Raw genomic sequence first — 18,816 nt, 5'->3', positions numbered from 1 at the left:
CCGCCCTGAGCCGAAGGTCGCGAGGCACTCCCCGTCGCCTACTACCCTGGACACGTGACTATTCGCCTGTACGACACCAGCGCCCGGCAGATCCGTGACTTCGCCCCGCTCCAGCCGGGTTGTGTCTCGATCTACCTGTGTGGCGCCACCGTGCAGGCGGCCCCGCACATCGGGCACGTCCGCTCCTACCTGAACTTCGACATCATGCGCCGCTGGTTCCAGTACCGCGGCTACGACGTCACGTTCGTCCGCAACGTCACCGACATCGACGACAAGATCATCGCCAAGGCCGCCGAGCAGGGCCGCCCCTGGTGGTCCATCGGCTACGAGAACGAGCGCGCGTTCAACGACGGCTACAACGCCCTCGGCTGCCTGCCGCCCACCTACGAACCGCGTGCCACCGGCCACGTCACCGAGATGATCGAGATGATGCGCGGCCTCATCGAGCGCGGCCACGCCTACGAGGCCGACGGCAGCGTCTACTTCGACGTGCGCTCCTGGCCCGCCTACCTGGAGCTGTCCCGGCAGGACCTGGACGAGATGCGCCAGCCCGCCGAGGAGGGCATCACCGGCAAGCGGGACCCCCGCGACTTCGCCATGTGGAAGGCGGTCAAGCCGGGCGAGCCGAGCTGGGAGACCCCGTGGGGCCGGGGCCGTCCGGGCTGGCACCTGGAGTGCTCGGCGATGGCCCACAAGTACCTCGGCTCCGCCTTCGACATCCACGGCGGCGGCCTGGACCTGATCTTCCCGCACCACGAGAACGAGATCGCCCAGGCCAAGGCATACGGCGACGAGTTCGCCCGGTACTGGCTGCACAACGCCTGGGTCACCATGAGCGGCGAGAAGATGTCGAAGTCGCTCGGCAACTCGGTCCTGGTCAGCGAGATGGTCAAGGTCTGGCGCCCGATCGTGCTGCGCTACTACCTCGGCACCCCGCACTACCGCTCCATGATCGAGTACAGCGAGGAGGCCCTGCGCGAGGCCGAGTCCGCGTTCGCGCGGATCGAGGGCTTCGTGCAGCGCGTGGTGGAGAAGGCCGGGGGAGCCGTCGAACCCTCCGCCGAGGTGCCGCCCGCCTTCGCCGAGGCGATGGACGACGACCTGGGCGTGCCGCAGGCCCTCGCCGTCGTGCACACCACCGTCCGGCAGGGCAACTCCGCGCTGGCCGCCGACGACAAGGAAGCCGCCGTCGCCCGCCTCGCCGAGGTACGCGCCATGCTCGGCGTCCTCGGCCTGGACCCGCTCGACCCGCACTGGGCCGGCGAGGCCGACCGCGGCGACGATCTGCACGGCGTGGTCGACAGCCTCGTACGCCTGGTCCTCGACCAGCGCGAGGCGGCCCGCGGGCGCAAGGACTGGACCACCGCCGACGCCATCCGCGACCAGCTCAACCAGTCCGGACTGGTCATCGAGGACGGACCGCAGGGCCCGCGCTGGAGCCTCGGCCCGCGCTGAGCCTCCTTGATCGATTGTGCCGCCCGGCTGTCCGGGCGGCACACTGCATAGACACGTACGTTCGCACGCTTCGGCTTCAGGGAAGAGACAGGTAGGTCATGGCAGCCAACAACCGCCGCATGTCCGGCAAGAAGGGCGCGCAGGTCGGCAGTGGCGGCCAGCGACGCAGGGGCCTCGAGGGCAAGGGCCCGACCCCGCCCGCCGAGATGCGCAAGGGACACAAGAAGAACCGCGTCGCCAACGCGAAGGCGAAGCAGACGGTACGCCGGCCCGCGGCCCGCGGCCGGGGCGGCAAGGGCACCTCGGAGATGGTCGTCGGCCGCAACCCCGTCTTCGAGGCACTGCGCGACGGCGTGCCCGCGACGACGCTCTACGTCCAGCAGTTCATCGACAACGACGAGCGGGTCCGCGAGGCGCTCCAGCTCGCCGCCGAGCGCGGCGGGATCCACCTCATGGAGGCCCCCCGCCCCGAGCTCGACCGCATGACCAACGGGCTCAACCACCAGGGTCTCGTCCTCCAGGTCCCGGCCTACGAGTACGCGCACCCCGAGGACCTCGCGAGCGCCGCCTACGACAAGGGCGAGGACCCGCTCATCGTCGCCCTCGACGGTGTCACCGACCCGCGCAACCTCGGCGCCGTCGTCCGCTCCGTCTCCGCCTTCGGCGGCCACGGCGTCGTCGTCCCCGAGCGGCGCGCGGCCGGCATGACCGCCGGCGCCTGGAAGTCGTCCGCCGGCACGGCCGCGCGTACGCCCGTCGCCCGCGCCACCAACCTGACGCGCGCCCTGGAGGCGTACAAGAAGGCCGGCATCACGGTCGTCGGCCTGGCCGCCGACGGTGAGGCCGAGATCGGCGAACTGCCGGCGCTGGGCGGCCCCGTCGTCATCGTCGTCGGCAGCGAGGGCAAGGGCCTGTCCCGGCTCGTCGGCGAGACCTGCGACCATCGGGTGCGGATCGCGATGCCGGGTGGCGCCGAATCGCTCAACGCCGGTGTCGCGGCGGGCATCGTGCTGTACGAAGCCGCACGGCGACGCGCCTGATCGGCTGTTCGACGTAGTCACCCGGACGGAGTGTTCCTGGTGTCGAGGACAACCTTGACGGGGTCCGGACAGATCCACCCGGTCAAAGCAGTGTCCTATCCCCACGTCACTCGGTTAGATGAGTGTGGACACCAGAACACCCCGCACACCCACGGGGGACGGCCCGTCGGGCTTCGACGACGCTCCCGCGCTGAGCATGGTGAAGGTGCCGAGCGATCCGGCGCAGGTCATCGTCAATCATGTGAGCTTCCGCGTGCTGTTGGGCGCGTCGACGCGGCATAACCAATCCCCGCGGATCGCACGGCACTTGAGCGCCACCGAGGACACCGCCCTGATGCCTGTCGTCGGCGCGGCCGGCAGACCGGGCGCGAGCGCGGGCGCGCGCCGCCGGCCCGTCGTGTGGAGCGGCAAGTCCGACCCCGACGACACCGGCGCCCACCGCCTGCTCCAAGCCGTCCGGGGCGGCAGCGTCGGCCACGGCGAGGCACCCGTCCCGGGCGCCGACGCCGGAGCCACCCAGGTCATCCCTCGTGTCGACGTCAACGGCGGCTACGGCGACCGGGGTTACGCCGACGAGGGCTACGACGGCTACGACGACCTGGTCCAGACCGTCGAGACGCCCGTGGTCGGCGCCCAGCGCACCCCCGTCCCCGACGGCACCCGACTCCTGCCGCACATGCGGACCGAGAGCAGCGCCTACGACGAACCCGCCTACGCCGGCGAGGAGTTCGAGTCGTACGAGGACGAGGACGACGGCGGCGACGACGAGAACGGCGAGACCGCCAAGCGTCACGGCGACGACCCCGCACGGCACGCCTACTACCCGGGCCGCCGCATGAACCTGGGCGTCGTCCTGCTCCCCCTGCGGATCTTCCTCGGCTTCATCTCCATCTACGCCGGCATGGGCAAGCTCTGCGACCCCGTCTACTTCGACGGCGGCGAACGCGGCTCCATGGTCAAGTGGCTCAACACCCTGCACCCCTGGGAAGTCGCCGAGCCACTGCGCCAGTTCGCCCTCGAACACCCCGTCGGCGCCGGACTCGTCATCGCCTTCTTCCAGGTGATCGTGGGCGTCCTCACGATCCTGGGCTGCTGGCAGCGGGTCGCCGCGGTCGTCGGCGCGGGCCTGTCCGCCGCGCTCCTCGTCACCGTCAGCTGGAAGAGCGTCCCCGCCTACGACACCCCCGACATCATCTACCTCGCCGCCTGGTCCCCGCTGATCATCGCCGGCGCCCCCGTCTACTCCATCGACGGCCGCCTCGCCGGCGGCGCCTGGCGCCGCCTCGGACCCCGCGCCGACATCTGGGAACTGCGCCGCTACGTGCTGCGCCGGGGCGCCCTGCTCACCACCGTCGTCGCCGGGATCACCCTGCTCGTCGGCTCGCTGCTCGGCGGTGCCGTCCGGGACGCCGACCGCGTGATCGTCCCCGGACCGGGCGAGGCCCCGCGCAACGAACTGCCCGGCTCCCCGCTCCCGCGGGACCCCGCCGAGCGGGAGAAGAAGACCCCCTCGGCCTCCAGCTCGCCCACCCAGGGCGCCACGGCGGGGGTCACCCCGTCCGCCGGCACCGCCACCACCCCGGGCGCCACCCGGGACACCAGCACCGCGACCGGCGGCGCGCCCAGCCAGACCCAGGGCACCACCGGCGGCCAGGCCCCGCCGCAGCAGACCTCCCCGGTCGAGCAGGCCCCCAGCACCACCTCCGGTCCGACCTCCGGCGGCGCCGCGACCGGCGGCAGCGGCTCCACCGGCGGCTCGGGCGGCTCCACCGGCGGCTCCGGCGACGGAGGGTCCTCCTCCGGCCAGCCGGGCCTGGTCGGCGGCCTGTTGGGGTGACCGAGCCGGTGGGCGACGTCCTGGGCCCACCCACCGGCTGAACTCCCCGGCCCACACGACCAAGGGGCCCCGCACGGATGGTGTGCGGGGCCCCTTGGTCTGCCTGTGGACCGCTCGCCCTGCCTACGGGCGGGCCGGCCGTCACGGCCGGCTGGCCGGCTGTCCACCGGTCGCGGGTGACGGGGCAGCCCGCCGGCTGCGAGGCGGTCTCAACGGCTCAGCGCCGCCAGCTCCTTCGCGGCCTCGGTCAGGTCCTTCGCGGTGTCGATGGCGCGCCAGTAGGCCCCCTGCGGGATGGGGAACCCGGCGAGACGGCGCTCGCGGGCGAGGCGGGGGAACGTCGTCCGCTCGTGGTCACCGCGCTCGGGAAGCAGCCCGGCGAACTCCGGGGCGAAGACGTACACGCCCGCGTTGATCTCGTTCGTCGTCGGCGGAGCCTCGATGAAGTCCGTGACGCGCCCGAACCCGTCCGTCTTCACGGCGCCCCACGGAATGCGCGGACGCGCCAGCGCGAGGGTCGCGACCGCGTCGCGCTCGGTGTGGAAGTCCGCCATGTCGCGCAGCGAGAAGCGGGTCCAGATGTCACCGTTCGTCGCGTACCAGGCCTGGTCCGGGTGCGGCAGGTGCGCGGCGGCGTACTTGAGGCCGCCGCCACGGCCGAGCGGCTCCGTCTCGACGACGGTCGTGACGTTCACCGGCAGGTCGGCGGCGGCCAGCCACTTCTCCAGGACGTCGGCGAGGTGGCCGCAGCTGACCACCACATCGGTGACGCCCTCCTCCGCCAGCCAGGTGAGTTGGTGGCCGATGATCGGAGTCCCCGTGCCGGGGATCTCGACCATCGGCTTGGGCCGGTCGTCGGTGTACGGGCGCAGCCGGGAGCCCTGGCCACCGGCCAGAACGACGGCTTGAACGGGGCGGGACGCGGCGTTCGGATCGGTCATGATTCGAACTGTACTGGCGTCCCGCCCCGTGGCCCGGGACGGCAACCGTTCCTCAATCAGCCGTTACCACCCTCCCTCGGGGACCCTGCTCAGCTGCTCGCCGCCGCGACGCCCGTCGCGAAGGACGTGTCGCAGACCGGGCGGGCGTAGGACTGCGCCTGCGTGGGCCCGTACACACGGACCGCGGCGCGGCCCAGGGCACGGGCGATGGACGTGCAGTGCTTCGCCAGCGACGGACGGCCGTTGACGGCCTCCTGGAGGTGCGTGAGCGCGACGCCCGGGTTCTTCTCCTGGAGTTCGGTCAGGAGCCGGTCGCGCAGGACGTCCTGCGGAGCCCGGGGCGCGCGCGGCTTGGCGTCCGACAGGGTGGCGTCGGATGCGGTGAGCACCGAGTCCGAGGGATTCCCCGACCAGTTGACTCGGGTGACCGCGAGGGTCCCGGAGAGCACCAGGACGACGGGCAGGACGAAGGCGAGGGAACGGCCGATCCGGCGGGCGGTGCCCCGGCCGCGTCGCGTCTGTGGGTTAGTGGAGTGCTTCACGCGAGTGAGGGTAGCGTGGGGTAATGATTTGGCGACATTTAGTCACCGGTTCGGGGGATGAACTGGCGCCTCTTTTTGGGTAGTGGGTTGACGCACACTGCTCGAAATGACCGGTCTGCCGGGGTGTTTGTCGACAGCGAGAAGGGCCCCGCGGTGGTCCGCGGGGCCCTCTTCGTCGACCCGGGTGAATCACCCGGATCGTCCTGCCTGTTCCCGGCTGACGTCAGCTGACGTCAGCCGGTGCCGGTCGTACCAGTGGTGCCGGTCGGGCCGGTCGTGTCGGTCGGCTTCAGTCGGAGAGCCGCTCGCCCGTGGAGGTCGAGAACACGTGGGTCTCGCCCGGCCGCGGCACGACGTGCAGCGTGGCGCCCTTGTCCGGGACCGCGCGGCCGCTGACGCGGACGACCAGGTCCTTGAGGTCGTCGCCCATCTTGGAGCTGCCGTAGACGTAGCCGTCGGCGCCGAGTTCCTCGACGACGTTCACGGAGACCGCGAGGCCGGCCGGGGCGTCCTCGGTGTCCTTCGACAGGGACGAGGCGGCGGTACCGCCGTGCTCGACGATGTCGAAGTGCTCGGGGCGGACGCCGACGGTGACGGTGGTGTCACCCCGGTCGGTGGCGGCCTTCAGGGCGTCACGGTTGATCGGGACGACGCTGTTGCCGAACTTCACGCCACCGTCGGTGATCGGGACCTCGACGAGGTTCATCGCGGGGGAGCCGATGAAGCCGGCGACGAAGAGGTTGGCGGGCCGGTCGTACATGTTGCGGGGCGAGTCGACCTGCTGGAGCAGACCGTCCTTCAGCACGGCCACCCGGTCGCCCATCGTCATGGCCTCGACCTGGTCGTGGGTGACGTAGACGGTGGTGATGCCGAGGCGGCGCTGGAGCGAGGCGATCTGCGTACGCGTGGACACACGGAGCTTGGCGTCCAGGTTGGACAGCGGCTCGTCCATGAGGAACACCTGGGGCTCACGCACGATGGCGCGGCCCATGGCGACACGCTGACGCTGACCACCGGAGAGCGCCTTCGGCTTGCGGTCCAGGTACTCGGTCAGGTCGAGGATCTTCGCGGCCTCCTCGACCTTCTGCCGGATCTCCGCCTTGTTGACGCCGGCGATCTTGAGCGCGAAGCCCATGTTGTCGGCGACGGACATGTGCGGGTAGAGCGCGTAGTTCTGGAACACCATGGCGATGTCCCGGTCCTTGGGCGGCAGGTGCGTGACGTCGCGGTCACCGATGCGGATGGCGCCGGCGTTCACGTCCTCGAGCCCCGCGAGCATGCGGAGCGAGGTGGACTTGCCGCAACCGGACGGACCGACGAGGACGAGGAACTCGCCGTCCTCGATGTCGATCTCCAGAGCGTCGACGGCGGGCTTGGTGGAACCCGGGTAGATCCGGGTCGCCTTGTCGAACGAGACAGTGGCCATGGTGAAGGGCCCCCTTCTACCGGCAGGAACGTGCCGGACGATCCGTTGTAGGAAGGTGGTGAGCCGTCCCGGGGCAAAGCCCGGGATGGTGTAGTCCACACACGTGAACTGGGTCAGGACGGTACCTGGCGTTCGCCTGCCTGTCAGCACTCCGGAGCATGTGAACTTCGCGGGAATTTCCGAGCGGGGCAGAGTCACGCACTCTCCACGCGGCCAACAGCCGCATCCCCTCGTCCCGGAGACTGACGGCCGCATTCACGTCCCGGTCATGCGGCACACCACACTCCGCGCACGTCCACTGCCGAACCGAGAGGTCCCATGCCGGGCCCACGGCATGGCAGGCCGAGCACCGCCGAGTGGAGGGGAACCAGCGGTCGACAACCACCAGCGTCCGGCCGTACCCACTCGCACTTGTACCGCAACTGCCGCAACAGCTCGCCCCAACTGGCGTCCCTGATCGCCTGATTCAGTTTCGCCTTCCGTCGTGCCCCCTTGCCGAGCCCCGCACGGATCAGGGTCGCGACGGAGAGGACCTTGCTCGCCTCGCGGGCGGGGTGCTTGCGGCGATCTCCGATACCGAGGACCTCGCGCGTGACGCGCTGAGCCTTCTCACCCTTCACCACGGTCGGTTTCCGCTTCTCCGCCGTCTTCCTCATGGCTCCCTCCCCGACGACCCGATCTTCGGAACAGCACGTCAGGTCGATCAACGAACAGGTGCACGGATGGTTACGCACAGTTTCGCGGTGGCGTGAGGAGCCAACTTCATGGCTTGGGGTAACGGGCTCTGTGTACAGTGGAGCCGCTTTCGCGCACGGTTGTCGTGCACGACGCCTCCTTAGCTCAGTCCGGCCCAGAGCGGCTGTCTTGTAAACAGCAGGTCGTCGGTTCGAATCCGACAGGAGGCTCAACAAAGCCCAGGTCAATCTCATCCGGCCTGGGCTTTTCCATGTCCTGGACCGCGGGGTCCGAGACCCGCGCACGGGCGTCAGGGCGGTCAGGCCGTCGCTGGGCGAGCAGGGCCCTGCCGTGGCCGGTGCCGCGGGGGGTGCGGCGGACGTAGAGGTCCTCCAGGTGGATGCCGTGGACTCCGCGCCAGGTGGTGAAGGTGAGGAACCAGATCGCGCAGCCGACCGGGTCGCCGGTGGGTTGTCCACGGTGAGGTGGGCGTGGACGGCTGGGTGGGCGCCGAAGGGGGCCTCGTGGAGCCGGGCCTCGGTGGCCCGTGCTTCCTCCAGGGTCTTCTCGTAGGCGGCGAGTTCGCGGATCAGGGTTGGAGGGCGGGGACGGCGGGGGTGCCGTCGGGGCGGACGACGGGGACGACGAGCGCGCACACGCCGTGCAGGGGCGGTCCGTCGACGCGGAGGGTCCACCGGTCCAGGAAGGAGGCGGTCAGGGCGGGCAGGCCGGCGATGAAGGCGCGGCCGGCCTCTCCGTTGTACGCCGCCTGGGTGGCCGCGAGCTCGTCCGGGATGTCGATCACACGCCGGACCTTATCGGCGGGCGTGCGGCGGGTCGTGGGTGCGGGCGGGGGTTTCCACAGGCTGTGGACGTACGTCCGCGATGATCCACGACGGAGGTGGGAGTGCCGGCCGGTGGTGATGCGCGGGGCCGTGCCCGTGTCCGCCTCGCTGGGCGGCCCCGCCCTCCACCGCCCCGGGAAACACGCGGGAGCCGTGTCAGACCTGTGTGCGAGCATCGCCTCAATGACCACTGATCCAGGGGGGATTCCGTGTCCGAGGACGACTTCCGTCCGGCTGTGAGACCAGAGCGGCCGGGCGGGTTACCGGGCCGATCACCGGGCCTGTTGCCGGGTGTGTTCGCCGCTGTCGTGTCCTTGCTCGTCTCACTGCTGACCCTGACCGGGGCGGGGCCCGCCCAGGCCGCCGATCCCGCGTGCGCGCCGCTCGCCCTCGCGCCGTTCGGCGACCCGGGTGAGGCCGTCGGCCGGGCGACCGTCGCGGCGCAGAGCAGCGCCTGCTTCACGGTGGAGGCCACCGGGGCCGGCCTGTACCTGATGACGCTGGACGACAGCCAGAACAACGCGTACGCGCAGCTGCTGGGCGCGGACGGCGGCGAGGTGGACTGCTACGACGACGAGTACCGCGCCGAGGGCTGGTGCGAGGTGCCCGCGGCCGGCACGTACACCGTGAAGGTCGTCAACAGCGGCTGGGTGGACGACGAGGAAACGCGGCTCACCGTCGTTCCGCTCGGCTCAGCCACGCGGGGCTGCGCCGATCCGGTCGGCACCGGATGGGACGAGCCCGCGGTGATCCGGAACGCGGCGAGTTCCCTCGCGGTGGACTGCCAGGCGTTCGAGGGCAGGCCCGGCGAGCGGATCCGGCTCACGCAGAGCACCAAGGTGTACGGCGAGTCGGTCGCCTGGATCACCGATGAGACCGGCGCCCGGGTCTGCGAGCACTTCCCGGAGGACGGCGAGGACAGCTGCGTACTGCCCGGCGACGGCCCCTACCGGGTGCTGTCCCGGGTGTCCCGCGCGGAGAGCGGCTTCCCCGCCGCGTACGCGGTGCAGGTGCGCCGGCTCGACAGCCCGCGGGGCTGCGCCACCGCGTCCGTCCAGCCGTACGGGCCCCTGAAGGGGCAGGACTTCAGCGCCGACCCCTGCTACACCTTCACGGCCACCGGGGCGGGCCCGTACACCGTGCGCTACGTCGACGAGGACCGGACGACCGGTGCGGTCCGGGTGTACGACGCCGACGGCCTGACTGTGTGCCGCTCGGGCACCGACCCGTGCCGGATCCCCGGGGCGGGCACCTACACGGCCGTCCTCGGCCAGGACCCCTTCGCGCCCTCCCGTGACCGCGTGGTCGTGTTCGACCGCGCTTCCGGCGCCGGCTGTGTGGCGACCGGGACCGGCCTGTACCGGGGGGAGCTGAGCACGGTGGGGCAGTACGACTGCCTGGCGCTGTCCGCCCCGCAGGGTGCCCGGATCGCCGCGCTCACCGCGCGGTCCCCGGGCGGCCCGGCCCCGGAGGTGGAGGTCCTGGACCGGGACGGCACGCGGCAGTGCGACGCGGAGGCGCTGGCGGGCGGCGACTGCGCGCTCACCGGCACGGCCCCCTACCGGGCGCTGGTGCACACCGAGGACAGCGGGGACACGGCGACGGGCCCGTACGCCGTGGCCCTGCACCGCACCGATGTCGCCGAGGGCTGCCCCGTGCTGCCCGCCGGCCGTTTCGGCGCGGACGGCGCGAAGGCGACGCTCACCACGGGTGACGGTGTCTTCTCGCACTGCCTGGGCATTCCGGCGACCGCGCACACGGACGCCGAGGTGTTCCAGCTGATCGCCACCTCCGGGACCGCCGCCGCGGGGTTCTCGGTGCTGGACTCGGACGGCAGGCGGGTCTGTGAGCGGTACGCCACCACCCACGGCTGGACGGTCTGCTCCCTGACCCCGGGCAAGGCCCACACCGTGCTGGTGACCGGCCGGGACGAGGCCGCCGCGTACACCCTGACCCGGCGGGACGTCACCGCGAGCGCCTCCGCGGCGGGCTGCGCGAAGACCCCGGCGAGGAAGGTCGGCGGGCCGTCGGTGAAGGGCACGTACGGGGCTGCCGGCACGCTCACCTGCCATCAGGTGACCACCGGCGCGGCCACCGACGTGGTGCACGTCAACGTGCGGGACGCCCAGTCCACCGCGAGCAGCGCGGTCGTCGCCGGGAACGGGCACGTGAAGTGCTCCTTCCGCGCCGCCGCCTGCGCGGCCACCGGGTCCACCACCCACCAGGTCCTCGTGCAGACCCCGGCCGGGCAGCAGGCGGCGCCCACGTACCGGCTGGACGCCCTGCGGGTGGCGACCGCGGACGGACCGGCGCCGGAGTGCACCCGGGTGCCGTCGGTCGCCTACGGGTACGGCCCGGTCACCGGCACGCTCGACGAGTCGCGCACCGCGGTGTGCGCGGTGCTGCCGACCGCCGGGTTCGACTCCTTCGACGCGGAGATCAAGGACACCGCCGGCGCCACTACCACGGCGGTGCCCGTGCTCTACAACGGCGAGTGGAGGAACGGCTGCTCGCTGTGGAGCTCCGGCCACCGGTGCTCGGCCGGCGGCTCGGCCACCGGGGCGGCCCCGTCGCTGTTCGTGCTCGGCCTGCCGGACAAGGCGTCCGGCACCGCGTACAGCGCCAGGCTGAACTGCACCGCCTCGCTGTGCGGCCCGGACCGGCCGGGCGTCACCGCGGTGACCCCGGACAGCGGTGCCGCGGGCGGCAAGGTCAGGCTCACGGTGACCGGCACGGCCCTCGGCCCCGACGCGGTCGTCGAGCTGTACCGCGACGGCACGACGCTGACCGCGAGGACGGAGTCCGTGTCCGCGGACAACCGCACGCTGACCGCGACCCTCGACCTGACCGGGGTGAGCGCGGGCACCACCTGGACCGTCAGCGTGGTCCAGCGCGGGATCGAGTACCAGCGCGGCACCTTCACGGTGACCGAGCCCCAGCTGACGAACACGGCCGCCCCCAGGGTGACCGGCACGGCCAGGGCGGGCGCCAGGGTGACGGCGGCGCCGGGCAGTTGGTCGGCGGCCCCGTCCTCGTACACGTACCAGTGGAAGGCGGACGGGCAGGCGATCGACGGGGCGACGGCGTCGGCGTACACGCTCCCGGCGGCGCTGGCCGGCAAGAAGCTCGCCGTGACCGTCACCGCGGTCCGGAGCGGCTGGCGGAGCGGCACGGCGACCTCGGCGGCGGTGACCGTGGCCAAGGGCGGGTGACCGTGGCGCGAGGCGTGGGACGTGATGCGTAGTCCGTGGTCGAGGTGCGGGGCCGGAGGCCGCTGATGCGGTCGTGAGCCGATCTCGGCGCGGCGGACGGAAGGGGGTGGCCGGTGGGCCGCCCCCTTCTCGTCGCTCTCAGGGTGAAGCGGTCCTGTTCACGTTCACGGCTCCAGTACGACCTTCCCGGTCGTGGCGCGGGTCTCCAGCGCCCGGTGCGCGGCGGCCGCCGCGGCGAGCGGGAAGCGCTGCACGGCGGGGGTGAGACGGCCCGCGGCGGCCTCGGCGAGGGCGCGCAGTTCCAGGGTGCGTACGGGGTCGGGGCCACCGACCTTCCGCATCATCGCCGGGCCGAGCACCTGCTCGGAGACGCCGTCGACGAGGTAGGGCGCGCCGTCCTTGACCCCCTCGCCCGACCAGCCGAAGACGACGTGCTTGCCGCCGGGCCCGAGCAGGGCGACGCTCTCCCGGGCGACATCGCCGCCCACGCCGTCGAAGACGACGGTGGCGCTACGGCCGCCCAGGTGGGCGCGCACCTTGGCGGGCCAGGCCGGGTCCGTGTAGTCGACGGCGAGGTCGGCGCCGTTCGCCTGGACGCGGGCGGTCTTCCGCGGTCCGCCCGCGAGGCCGACGACGGTGGCGCCCGCGTTCCTGGCGTACTGCACGAGCAGGGTGCCGATGCCGCCGGCGGCGGCCGGGATCACGGCCACCGCGTCCGGGCCGAGTTCGGCGAACTGGAGGATCCCCATCGCCGTACGGCCGGTGCCGATCATGGCGACGGCCTGGGCGGAGTCGAGGTTCTCCGGGATCTCGTGGACGCGGTCGACGTCGGTGACCGCCAGTTCGGCGTAGCCGCCCGGGGCGAACCCGAGGTGGGCGACCACGCGCCTGCCGAGCCACCGTCCGGCGACGCCGTCCCCGAGCGACTCGACGGTGCCCGCGACCTCGCGGCCCGGGATGGTGGGCAGGACCGTCGGCTCGGGCAGGGGCCCCTGCATGCCCTCGCGCAGGGCGGCGTCCAGGAGATGGACCCCGGCCGCCTCCACGGCGATGCGGATCTGGCCGGGGCCCGGCAGCGGGTCCTCGACCTGCTCGTAGCGGAGGTTGTCGGCCGGGCCGAAGGTGTGCAGACGGATGGCGTGCATGGGGTCCCCCTTGCTGACGGGTGCCGTCCGGTCGGTGGCGACGGACGGTTCCGTGATGACGGATACGGACGCGGTCCGTGGTGACGGGCGCGCGGTCCGCGGCGACGGGTGGTGTCTGCCGGACCCCACTGTTCAACCTCAAGCATGCTTGAGGTCAAGGGGGTGGCGGCCGAGGGCCAGCGACACCGCGGTGAGGGCGCTGGTGAAGGAGACCTCGCAGAGCACACCGGGGGCGGCGACCTGGTCGCCCGCGAGATAGACGCCGTCGCCGCGGTGGATCGCGGGCCGGTCGCGCCAGCTCGTGCCCGGCAGGTCCACGGCACCGGTACGGCCGTTCGCGACCGCCTCGCGCCGCCAGGTGACGCGCTCGCGCCAGCCCTCGAAGGCGAGGTCGAGCAGTTGCTCGGCGCGGGCGATGCCGTCGGCCCTGGTCTCGTGCGGGGCGATCGGGATCTGCCCCTGGACGAGCTGCTCGCCCGCGGGGGCCAGCGTCCGGTCCTGGGCCGTGAAGCGTTCGAGCCAGCCGGGGGAGTCGAGGTCGGAGACGGCGAAGGCGTCCCCGCGCCGGGTGCGGACGGCGAGGTCGAGCAGAGCCGTGCGGCCGCTCGGCCAGGTCAGCGTGGAGTCGCCGAGCAGGCGCCGGGCGGCGTCGAGGGAGGTGGCTACGACGACCGGGGTGTCGGTGGGCACGCTGTCGACGCGGGACAGCGTCTCCACACGCACCCCGAGGTTCCACGCCCGCGCCGCCATCCGGTCGATGAGACCGCCCCAGCCGCCGCGCGGATAGTGGGCCTCCGGCGGGAGCTTGGTCGCGCGGCGCAGGCGTTCCTGCACGAACGCGGCGGACAGGGAGCCCGGGTCGTGGTGGAACAGGGCGACGGCCGAGTAGTGGGCGGCGGCCCGGGCGCCCTCCTCGCCCGCCTGCCCGGTCGCCCAGGTCAGGAAGTCGACGTCGACGGGCGCCTGCCGGGCGTCGCGGCGCGCCAGCTTGAGCAGGGGGAGCGGCGGGGTGCGGCGCAGCGCGCCCTGGTACCGCAGCCGGAGCCGGGCCGCCTCCAGCGGGGGGAGGGGCGCGAGCGGTCCGATCAGGTCGCGCTGCCTGAGCCAGGCCCAGTGCGGTCCGCCGCTGTAGAGGGCGTGCGGTCCGTCGTTCGTGCGGTACGGACCCTCGGCGGTACGGGCCCGTCCGCCGAGCGTGTGATGGGCCTCGTACAGGGTGACCTTGGCGCCGGCCTCGGCCGCGGTGATGGCCGCGGTCAGTCCGGCGAAGCCGCCGCCGATGACGGTGATGCGGTGCATGTCCGGGATCTCCCTCGGGTCGGGCTGGTGTTCGGGGTCGGGGTGGTGAGCGGAGTCGGGGTGGTGAGCGGCGTCGGGTCTGGTGTTCGGGGTGGGGAGCGGTGGGGTGTCCGGGGGTGTGTGCGGAAGGCCTTCCTGGGAGTACGACCGACGGAGCGGCCGGAATGTGACATCGGCTGTGTTTCCGCAGGTGAGGGGGATTGTCAGTGGTGGGGTGCAGCATGGGGGCATGGTGAGGCGAGCGGTGGGCGGGAGTGCGCGAGCCGGTGGGACCGGGGGGACCGGTGGGCCGGGCAGGGGTGGTGGGGCGGGGGTCAAGGCGGCCAGGCGGCCCGAGGTGCGGCTGCCGCCGCTGGAGCCGTACGGCGGCGGGGGACTGGAGCCGGACGGGGACTACGACGGGCTGCGGTTCCGGGAGGCGGACTTCGCCGGGCAGGACGGCGGGGGTGCCCGGTTCATGGACTGCGCGCTGACGGACTGCGCGCTGGACGACACCCGGCTGACGCGTGCGCGTGTGCTGGACTCGGTCCTCACCGGCCCGCGCGGGGTGGGCACCGACCTCGCGGAGGCGACCCTGCGGGACGTGGAGGTGATCGACGCCCGCATGGGCGGGGTCCAGCTGCACGGGGCGGTCCTGGAACGGGTCCTGATCCGCGGCGGCAAGATCGACTACCTGAACCTGCGCACGGCCCGGCTCCGTGACGTCGTCTTCGAGGGCTGTGTCCTGGTCGAGCCGGACTTCGGGAGTGCGCGGCTGGAGCGGGTGGAGTTCGTGGACTGCACGCTGAAGGGGGTGGACCTGACCGCGGCGACCCTGAAGGACGTGGACCTGCGCCAGGTCGCCTCGCTGGAGATCGCGCGGGGCGTGGACCGGCTGGCGGGGGCGGTGATCAGCCCGGCGCAGCTGCTGGATCTGGCGCCGGTGCTGGCGGGGGCGCTGGGGATCCGGGTGGAGGGCTGACGGCACCGTGTGGCACGGGGTGCTGATGCCGAGGGCGTCCGGCGTTCGACGGCGGATGTCTCCAGCCGGCTCGGGTGTCACCGGCTCCGGGAGGCCGGAGAAGCCCGGCCCGGCCCCCCGGGCCGCCCCTGCCCGGACACGTCAGCCCGACGTCACGACACCCGGGGAAAGCGGGCCTGTAGGGTCCAGATCGCCGGGTTCTCGCCCAGGTCGTCGTGCAGGTCGACCAGGTCGGCGATCAGGTCGTGCAGGAAGTCCCGTGCCTCGCGGCGCAGTTCGGTGTGGGAGAAGGTCAGCGGGGGCTCCTCCGCCGGCATCCAGTCGGCCTCCACGTCCACCCAGCCGAAGCGGCGCTCGAAGAGCATGCAGTCCGTCGACTCCGTGAAGTCCAGTTCCGCGCGCTGCGGGCGGGCGGCCCGGGAGCCCGCCGGGTCCCGGTCGATCCGCTCCACGATGTCGCACAGCGCCCACGCGAAGTCCAGCACGGGCACCCATCCCCAGGCTGTGGACAGTTCCCGGTCCTTGTCGGTGTCGGCGAGGTAGACGTCACCGCAGAACAGGTCGTGGCGCAGGGTGTGGACGTCCGCGCGGCGGTAGTCGGTCTGCGGGGGGTCGGGGAAGCGGTTGGAGAGGGCGTAGCCGATGTCGAGCACGTACGCGATGGTGTCACGCGGGTGCTCATAGGATCACTGCCGTGTCCCGATCCGCACCGGTGGTCCCGGCCCGCACGTCCTTCCTGCTCGCGCTCGGCGCCCTCGCCCTGACCGCGTGCGGCGGGGGAGTCGACGGCACCCCCGGCGGCTCCGGTGTGCGCGACCCGTACTTCCCGAAGGCGGGCAACGGCGGCTACGACGTCACCCACTACGACCTGACCCTCGCCTACGACCCCGGCTCCGCCCGGCTCACCGGCCGGGCCACCCTCACCGCCCGCGCGACCCAGGACCTCTCCGCATTCGACCTCGACCTCCAGGGCCTGGACGTCGACGAGGTCACCGTGGACGGCCAGGACGCCCGCTGGAACCGCACCGGCCAGGAGCTGACCGTGCGCCCGCGGGACGAGCTGGACGAGGACGGGACGTTCCGCGTCACCGTCCGCTACTCCGGCACCCCGCAGACGATCACCGACCCGGACGGCTCGGAGGAGGGCTGGCTGCGCACGGCCGACGGGGCCCTGGCCCTCGGCGAGCCCACCGGTTCCATGGCGTGGTACCCCGGCAACCACCACCCTTCGGACAAGGCGGCGTACGACCTCGCGGTGACCGTGCCGCAGGGCCTGACGGCCGTGTCCAACGGGGAGCTGACGGGCGAGACGACCCGCGGCGGCCGTACGACGTACTCCTGGCACACGGCCGAACCCATGGCGAGCCACGCCGCCACCCTCGCCGTCGGCCGCTACGCCATCACCCGCTACGACCTGAACCGCGCCGCCCCGGCCTCAGCCCCGGCCGCCACCTCCCCGACGAGCTCCACCGCCTCCACCCCCCGCCTGTCCGTGTACATCGCCGTCGACCCGAAGGAGGCGGCGGCCAGCCGGACGGTGCTGGCACGGATCCCGGAGATCATGCGGTGGGCCGAGGACACCTTCGGCCCGTATCCCTTCTCCTCCGCCGGAGCGATCGTCGACCGCGCGGGCGACGCCGGGTACGCCCTGGAGACCCAGAACCGGCCCGTCTTCCCCGGCGCCCCCGACACGGCGACCCTCGTCCACGAGCTGGCCCACCAGTGGTACGGCGACTCGGTCACGCCGAAGACCTGGCAGGACATGTGGCTCAACGAGGGCTTCGCGACGTACGCGGAATGGCTGTGGGAGGAGGACCACGGCGGCGACAGCGCCCAGCGGACCTTCGACGCCCTGTACGACCACGGTGAGGACACCCACGAGGACCTCTGGTCCTTCCCGCCCGCCGAGCCGGAGAGCGCCGCGCACATCTCCGGCAGCCCCGTCTACCAGCGGGGCGCGATGGTCCTGCACCAGATCCGCCGGACCATGGGCGACACGGCCTTCCGCGCCCTCCTGCGGGGCTGGGCCGCCGCGCACCGCCACGGAACCGCCGACACCGGGGACTTCACGGCGTACGTGGAGCGGCAGGCGCCCGGCGCGGACTTCAGCGGGATCTGGGAGGAGTGGCTGTACGGGGAGGGGAAGCCGGCGCGGGACTGAGCGGCGGGTCGTACGCGCCGGAACGCGGGAAACCCCCGGCCGAGGCCAGGGGTTCCCGTACCGCGTGTGGCGTCCGTCAGACGTTCACACCGAAGTCCTGGGCGATGCCGACCAGGCCCGAGGCGTACCCCTGGCCGACGGCGCGGAACTTCCACTCCGCGCCGTTGCGGTAGAGCTCGCCGAAGACCATCGCGGTCTCGGTGGCCGCGTCCTCGGAGAGGTCGTAGCGGGCGATCTCGGTGCCGCCGTCCTGGTTGACGATGCGGATGTAGGCGTTGCGGACCTGGCCGAAGTTCTGCGAGCGGTTCTCGGCGTCGTAGATCGACACCGGGAAGACGATCTTGTCGACGTCGGCGGGGAGGCCGGCCAGGTTGACGTTGATCGCCTCGTCGTCGCCCGCGCCCTCGCCCGTGCGGTTGTCGCCGGTGTGGACGATGGTCTGGTCCGGCGTCTGCTTGTTGTTGAAGAAGACGAAGTGGGCGTCCGAGAAGACCTTGCCCTGAGGATTGACCGCGATGGCGGAGGCGTCGAGGTCGAAGTCCGTGCCGGTGGTGGTGCGGACGTCCCAGCCGAGGCCCACGGTGACGGCGGTCAGGCCCGGAGCCTCCTTGGTGAGCGAGACGTTGCCACCCTTGGACAGGCTTACAGCCATTGTTGGGAGTCCCTTCCCTCGTTATCTAACGGGCACGAAGCTACAGCTACACCTATGAACGTCGTGTGAGGTGTCCAAGGTTCCCCGTGTCTTTGCTTTCTTTACCGAACGGAGGACCGGCCCGATATTGGGGTGACGTGGACCGGTCAGAGGCGGGAACATGGACGACATGTCCGGGCCCTATCTGATCCGCGGCTCCGTCTCGCTCCCCGAGGCCGAGCTCATGTGGCGTTTCTCGCGGTCGTCGGGGCCGGGCGGGCAGCACGTCAACACCAGCGACTCACGCGTGGAGCTCCGCTTCGACCTGGCGCGCACCGAAGCCCTTCCGGAGGTGTGGAAGCAGCGGGCGCTGGACAAGCTGGCCGGGCGGCTCGTGGACGGCGTGGTGACCGTGCGCGCCTCCGAGCACCGCTCCCAGTGGCGCAACCGCGAGACCGCCGCGGTCCGCCTGGCCACCCTCCTCGCCGAGGCGACGGCTCCCCCGCCCAAGCCCCGCCGGGCGACCCGCATCCCGCGCGGCATCAACGAGCGCCGCCTGCGCGAGAAGAAGCAGCGCTCGGACACCAAGCGGGGCAGAACAGGACGCGACTGGGGCTAGGGCCCTTCTTTTTCGCACACGGACGCC

At 72.4% G+C, this 18,816-nt stretch carries 17 protein-coding genes, 1 tRNA gene and 1 pseudogene; 8 read left to right on the top strand and 11 right to left on the bottom strand.

Going from position 1 to position 18,816, the window contains the following annotated elements; translation table 11 throughout:
* The first annotated feature begins 54 nt into the window (after positions 1 to 54).
* The 3 genes from cysS (at position 55) to QQS16_RS19925 (ending at position 4,332) form a co-directional block, all read left to right on the top strand.
* Entirely contained in the window at positions 55 to 1,455 is a 1,401-nt protein-coding gene (gene cysS, locus QQS16_RS19935; RefSeq protein ID WP_286063191.1) for a cysteine--tRNA ligase, read from the top strand.
* Between the two features lie 98 nt (positions 1,456 to 1,553).
* Positions 1,554 to 2,495, top strand: coding sequence for a 23S rRNA (guanosine(2251)-2'-O)-methyltransferase RlmB (gene rlmB, locus QQS16_RS19930; RefSeq protein WP_286063190.1), 942 nt, complete (start codon positions 1,554 to 1,556; stop codon positions 2,493 to 2,495).
* A 118-nt stretch (positions 2,496 to 2,613) separates the two neighbouring features.
* A complete protein-coding gene (locus tag QQS16_RS19925) occupies positions 2,614 to 4,332 on the top strand; it encodes a DoxX family membrane protein (RefSeq protein ID WP_286063189.1) in 1,719 nt (572 codons plus the stop codon).
* A 209-nt stretch (positions 4,333 to 4,541) separates the two neighbouring features.
* Here QQS16_RS19925 and QQS16_RS19920 read toward each other — a convergent pair whose 3' ends face one another.
* The 5 genes from QQS16_RS19920 to QQS16_RS19900 all read right to left on the bottom strand — a co-directional run bounded on the left by QQS16_RS19920 (position 4,542) and on the right by QQS16_RS19900 (position 7,897).
* Positions 4,542 to 5,273, bottom strand: a complete 732-nt coding sequence (locus QQS16_RS19920; protein ID WP_286063188.1) for a nucleotidyltransferase family protein — start codon at positions 5,271 to 5,273, stop codon at positions 4,542 to 4,544.
* Between the two features lie 89 nt (positions 5,274 to 5,362).
* Positions 5,363 to 5,815 (bottom strand): hypothetical protein, encoded by a 453-nt coding sequence (locus QQS16_RS19915; RefSeq protein WP_286063187.1) that lies wholly within the window; start codon positions 5,813 to 5,815, stop codon positions 5,363 to 5,365.
* Between the two features lie 289 nt (positions 5,816 to 6,104).
* The gene (locus QQS16_RS19910) at positions 6,105 to 7,241 is read right to left on the bottom strand and encodes an ABC transporter ATP-binding protein (RefSeq protein WP_286063186.1); all 1,137 of its coding nucleotides are present in this window, start codon (positions 7,239 to 7,241) and stop codon (positions 6,105 to 6,107) included.
* A gap of 16 nt (positions 7,242 to 7,257) precedes the next feature.
* Complete coding sequence (locus tag QQS16_RS19905) at positions 7,258 to 7,626, bottom strand: zinc ribbon domain-containing protein (protein ID WP_286063185.1); 369 nt, start codon at positions 7,624 to 7,626, stop codon at positions 7,258 to 7,260.
* Positions 7,508 to 7,897, bottom strand: a complete 390-nt coding sequence (locus QQS16_RS19900; protein WP_286066577.1) for a hypothetical protein — start codon at positions 7,895 to 7,897, stop codon at positions 7,508 to 7,510. The genes QQS16_RS19905 and QQS16_RS19900 overlap by 119 nt, the downstream gene beginning before the upstream one ends.
* A gap of 173 nt (positions 7,898 to 8,070) precedes the next feature.
* Here QQS16_RS19900 and QQS16_RS19895 point away from each other — a divergent pair.
* A tRNA-Thr gene (locus QQS16_RS19895) sits at positions 8,071 to 8,146 on the top strand.
* A gap of 100 nt (positions 8,147 to 8,246) precedes the next feature.
* Here the strand turns inward: QQS16_RS19895 and QQS16_RS19890 are convergent.
* Together QQS16_RS19890 and QQS16_RS19885 are read right to left on the bottom strand one after the other, a co-directional pair.
* Positions 8,247 to 8,509 (bottom strand): annotated as a pseudogene (locus tag QQS16_RS19890) (GNAT family N-acetyltransferase); the annotation flags it as partial.
* On the bottom strand, positions 8,506 to 8,721 hold the full coding sequence (locus QQS16_RS19885; protein ID WP_502963812.1) for a hypothetical protein: 216 nt from the start codon (positions 8,719 to 8,721) through the stop codon (positions 8,506 to 8,508). The pseudogene QQS16_RS19890 and the gene QQS16_RS19885, both read right to left, overlap by 4 nt.
* 348 nt (positions 8,722 to 9,069) lie before the next feature.
* Between QQS16_RS19885 and QQS16_RS19880 the strand changes: the two genes are divergently transcribed.
* Positions 9,070 to 11,973: a Tat pathway signal protein gene (locus tag QQS16_RS19880; protein WP_286063184.1), complete on the top strand. Its 2,904-nt coding sequence runs from the start codon at positions 9,070 to 9,072 to the stop codon at positions 11,971 to 11,973.
* 164 nt (positions 11,974 to 12,137) lie between these two features.
* Here the strand turns inward: QQS16_RS19880 and QQS16_RS19875 are convergent, their stop codons facing one another.
* Together QQS16_RS19875 and QQS16_RS19870 are read right to left on the bottom strand one after the other, a co-directional pair.
* Complete coding sequence (locus QQS16_RS19875) at positions 12,138 to 13,118, bottom strand: zinc-binding dehydrogenase (protein WP_286063183.1); 981 nt, start codon at positions 13,116 to 13,118, stop codon at positions 12,138 to 12,140.
* Between the two features lie 138 nt (positions 13,119 to 13,256).
* Positions 13,257 to 14,417: an NAD(P)-binding protein gene (locus QQS16_RS19870; protein ID WP_286063182.1), complete on the bottom strand. Its 1,161-nt coding sequence runs from the start codon at positions 14,415 to 14,417 to the stop codon at positions 13,257 to 13,259.
* 229 nt (positions 14,418 to 14,646) lie between these two features.
* Between QQS16_RS19870 and QQS16_RS19865 the strand changes: the two genes are divergently transcribed.
* Entirely contained in the window at positions 14,647 to 15,378 is a 732-nt protein-coding gene (locus tag QQS16_RS19865) for a pentapeptide repeat-containing protein (protein WP_286063181.1), read from the top strand.
* 152 nt (positions 15,379 to 15,530) lie between these two features.
* Here QQS16_RS19865 and QQS16_RS19860 read toward each other — a convergent pair whose 3' ends face one another.
* Positions 15,531 to 16,031 (bottom strand): hypothetical protein, encoded by a 501-nt coding sequence (locus QQS16_RS19860; RefSeq protein ID WP_286063180.1) that lies wholly within the window; start codon positions 16,029 to 16,031, stop codon positions 15,531 to 15,533.
* A 41-nt stretch (positions 16,032 to 16,072) separates the two neighbouring features.
* Here QQS16_RS19860 and QQS16_RS19855 point away from each other — a divergent pair, with 41 nt between their 5' ends.
* Positions 16,073 to 17,539 (top strand): M1 family metallopeptidase, encoded by a 1,467-nt coding sequence (locus tag QQS16_RS19855; RefSeq protein ID WP_286063179.1) that lies wholly within the window; start codon positions 16,073 to 16,075, stop codon positions 17,537 to 17,539.
* Between the two features lie 76 nt (positions 17,540 to 17,615).
* On the opposite strand, the gene QQS16_RS19850 is transcribed toward QQS16_RS19855, so the two are convergent.
* Positions 17,616 to 18,191, bottom strand: a complete 576-nt coding sequence (locus tag QQS16_RS19850; protein WP_286063178.1) for a TerD family protein — start codon at positions 18,189 to 18,191, stop codon at positions 17,616 to 17,618.
* A gap of 160 nt (positions 18,192 to 18,351) precedes the next feature.
* On the opposite strand from QQS16_RS19850, the gene arfB reads away from it, so the two are divergent.
* The gene (gene arfB, locus QQS16_RS19845; RefSeq protein WP_286063177.1) at positions 18,352 to 18,789 is read left to right on the top strand and encodes an alternative ribosome rescue aminoacyl-tRNA hydrolase ArfB; all 438 of its coding nucleotides are present in this window, start codon (positions 18,352 to 18,354) and stop codon (positions 18,787 to 18,789) included.
* The last annotated feature ends 27 nt before the right edge of the window (positions 18,790 to 18,816 follow it).

It is taken from the genome of Streptomyces sp. ALI-76-A (genome assembly GCF_030287445.1).
Classification (GTDB): domain Bacteria; phylum Actinomycetota; class Actinomycetes; order Streptomycetales; family Streptomycetaceae; genus Streptomyces.
The sequence above is the reverse complement of the archived record's forward strand: the minus strand, read 5'-3'. Positions and strand labels throughout refer to the sequence as shown.

Excerpts from the sequence above, each read along its gene's own strand:
- rlmB (WP_286063190.1), top strand. The coding sequence starts at position 1,554 with ATGGCAGCCAACAACCGCCGCATGTCCGGCAAGAAGGGCGCGCAGGTC.
- QQS16_RS19925 (WP_286063189.1), top strand. The coding sequence starts at position 2,614 with ATGAGTGTGGACACCAGAACACCCCGCACACCCACGGGGGACGGCCCG.
- QQS16_RS19920 (WP_286063188.1), bottom strand. The coding sequence starts at position 5,273 with ATGACCGATCCGAACGCCGCGTCCCGCCCCGTTCAAGCCGTCGTTCTG.
- QQS16_RS19910 (WP_286063186.1), bottom strand. The coding sequence starts at position 7,241 with ATGGCCACTGTCTCGTTCGACAAGGCGACCCGGATCTACCCGGGTTCC.
- QQS16_RS19900 (WP_286066577.1), bottom strand. The coding sequence starts at position 7,897 with ATGAGGAAGACGGCGGAGAAGCGGAAACCGACCGTGGTGAAGGGTGAG.
- QQS16_RS19875 (WP_286063183.1), bottom strand. The coding sequence starts at position 13,118 with ATGCACGCCATCCGTCTGCACACCTTCGGCCCGGCCGACAACCTCCGC.
- QQS16_RS19870 (WP_286063182.1), bottom strand. The coding sequence starts at position 14,417 with ATGCACCGCATCACCGTCATCGGCGGCGGCTTCGCCGGACTGACCGCG.
- QQS16_RS19865 (WP_286063181.1), top strand. The coding sequence starts at position 14,647 with ATGGTGAGGCGAGCGGTGGGCGGGAGTGCGCGAGCCGGTGGGACCGGG.
- QQS16_RS19850 (WP_286063178.1), bottom strand. The coding sequence starts at position 18,191 with ATGGCTGTAAGCCTGTCCAAGGGTGGCAACGTCTCGCTCACCAAGGAG.
- arfB (WP_286063177.1), top strand. The coding sequence starts at position 18,352 with ATGGACGACATGTCCGGGCCCTATCTGATCCGCGGCTCCGTCTCGCTC.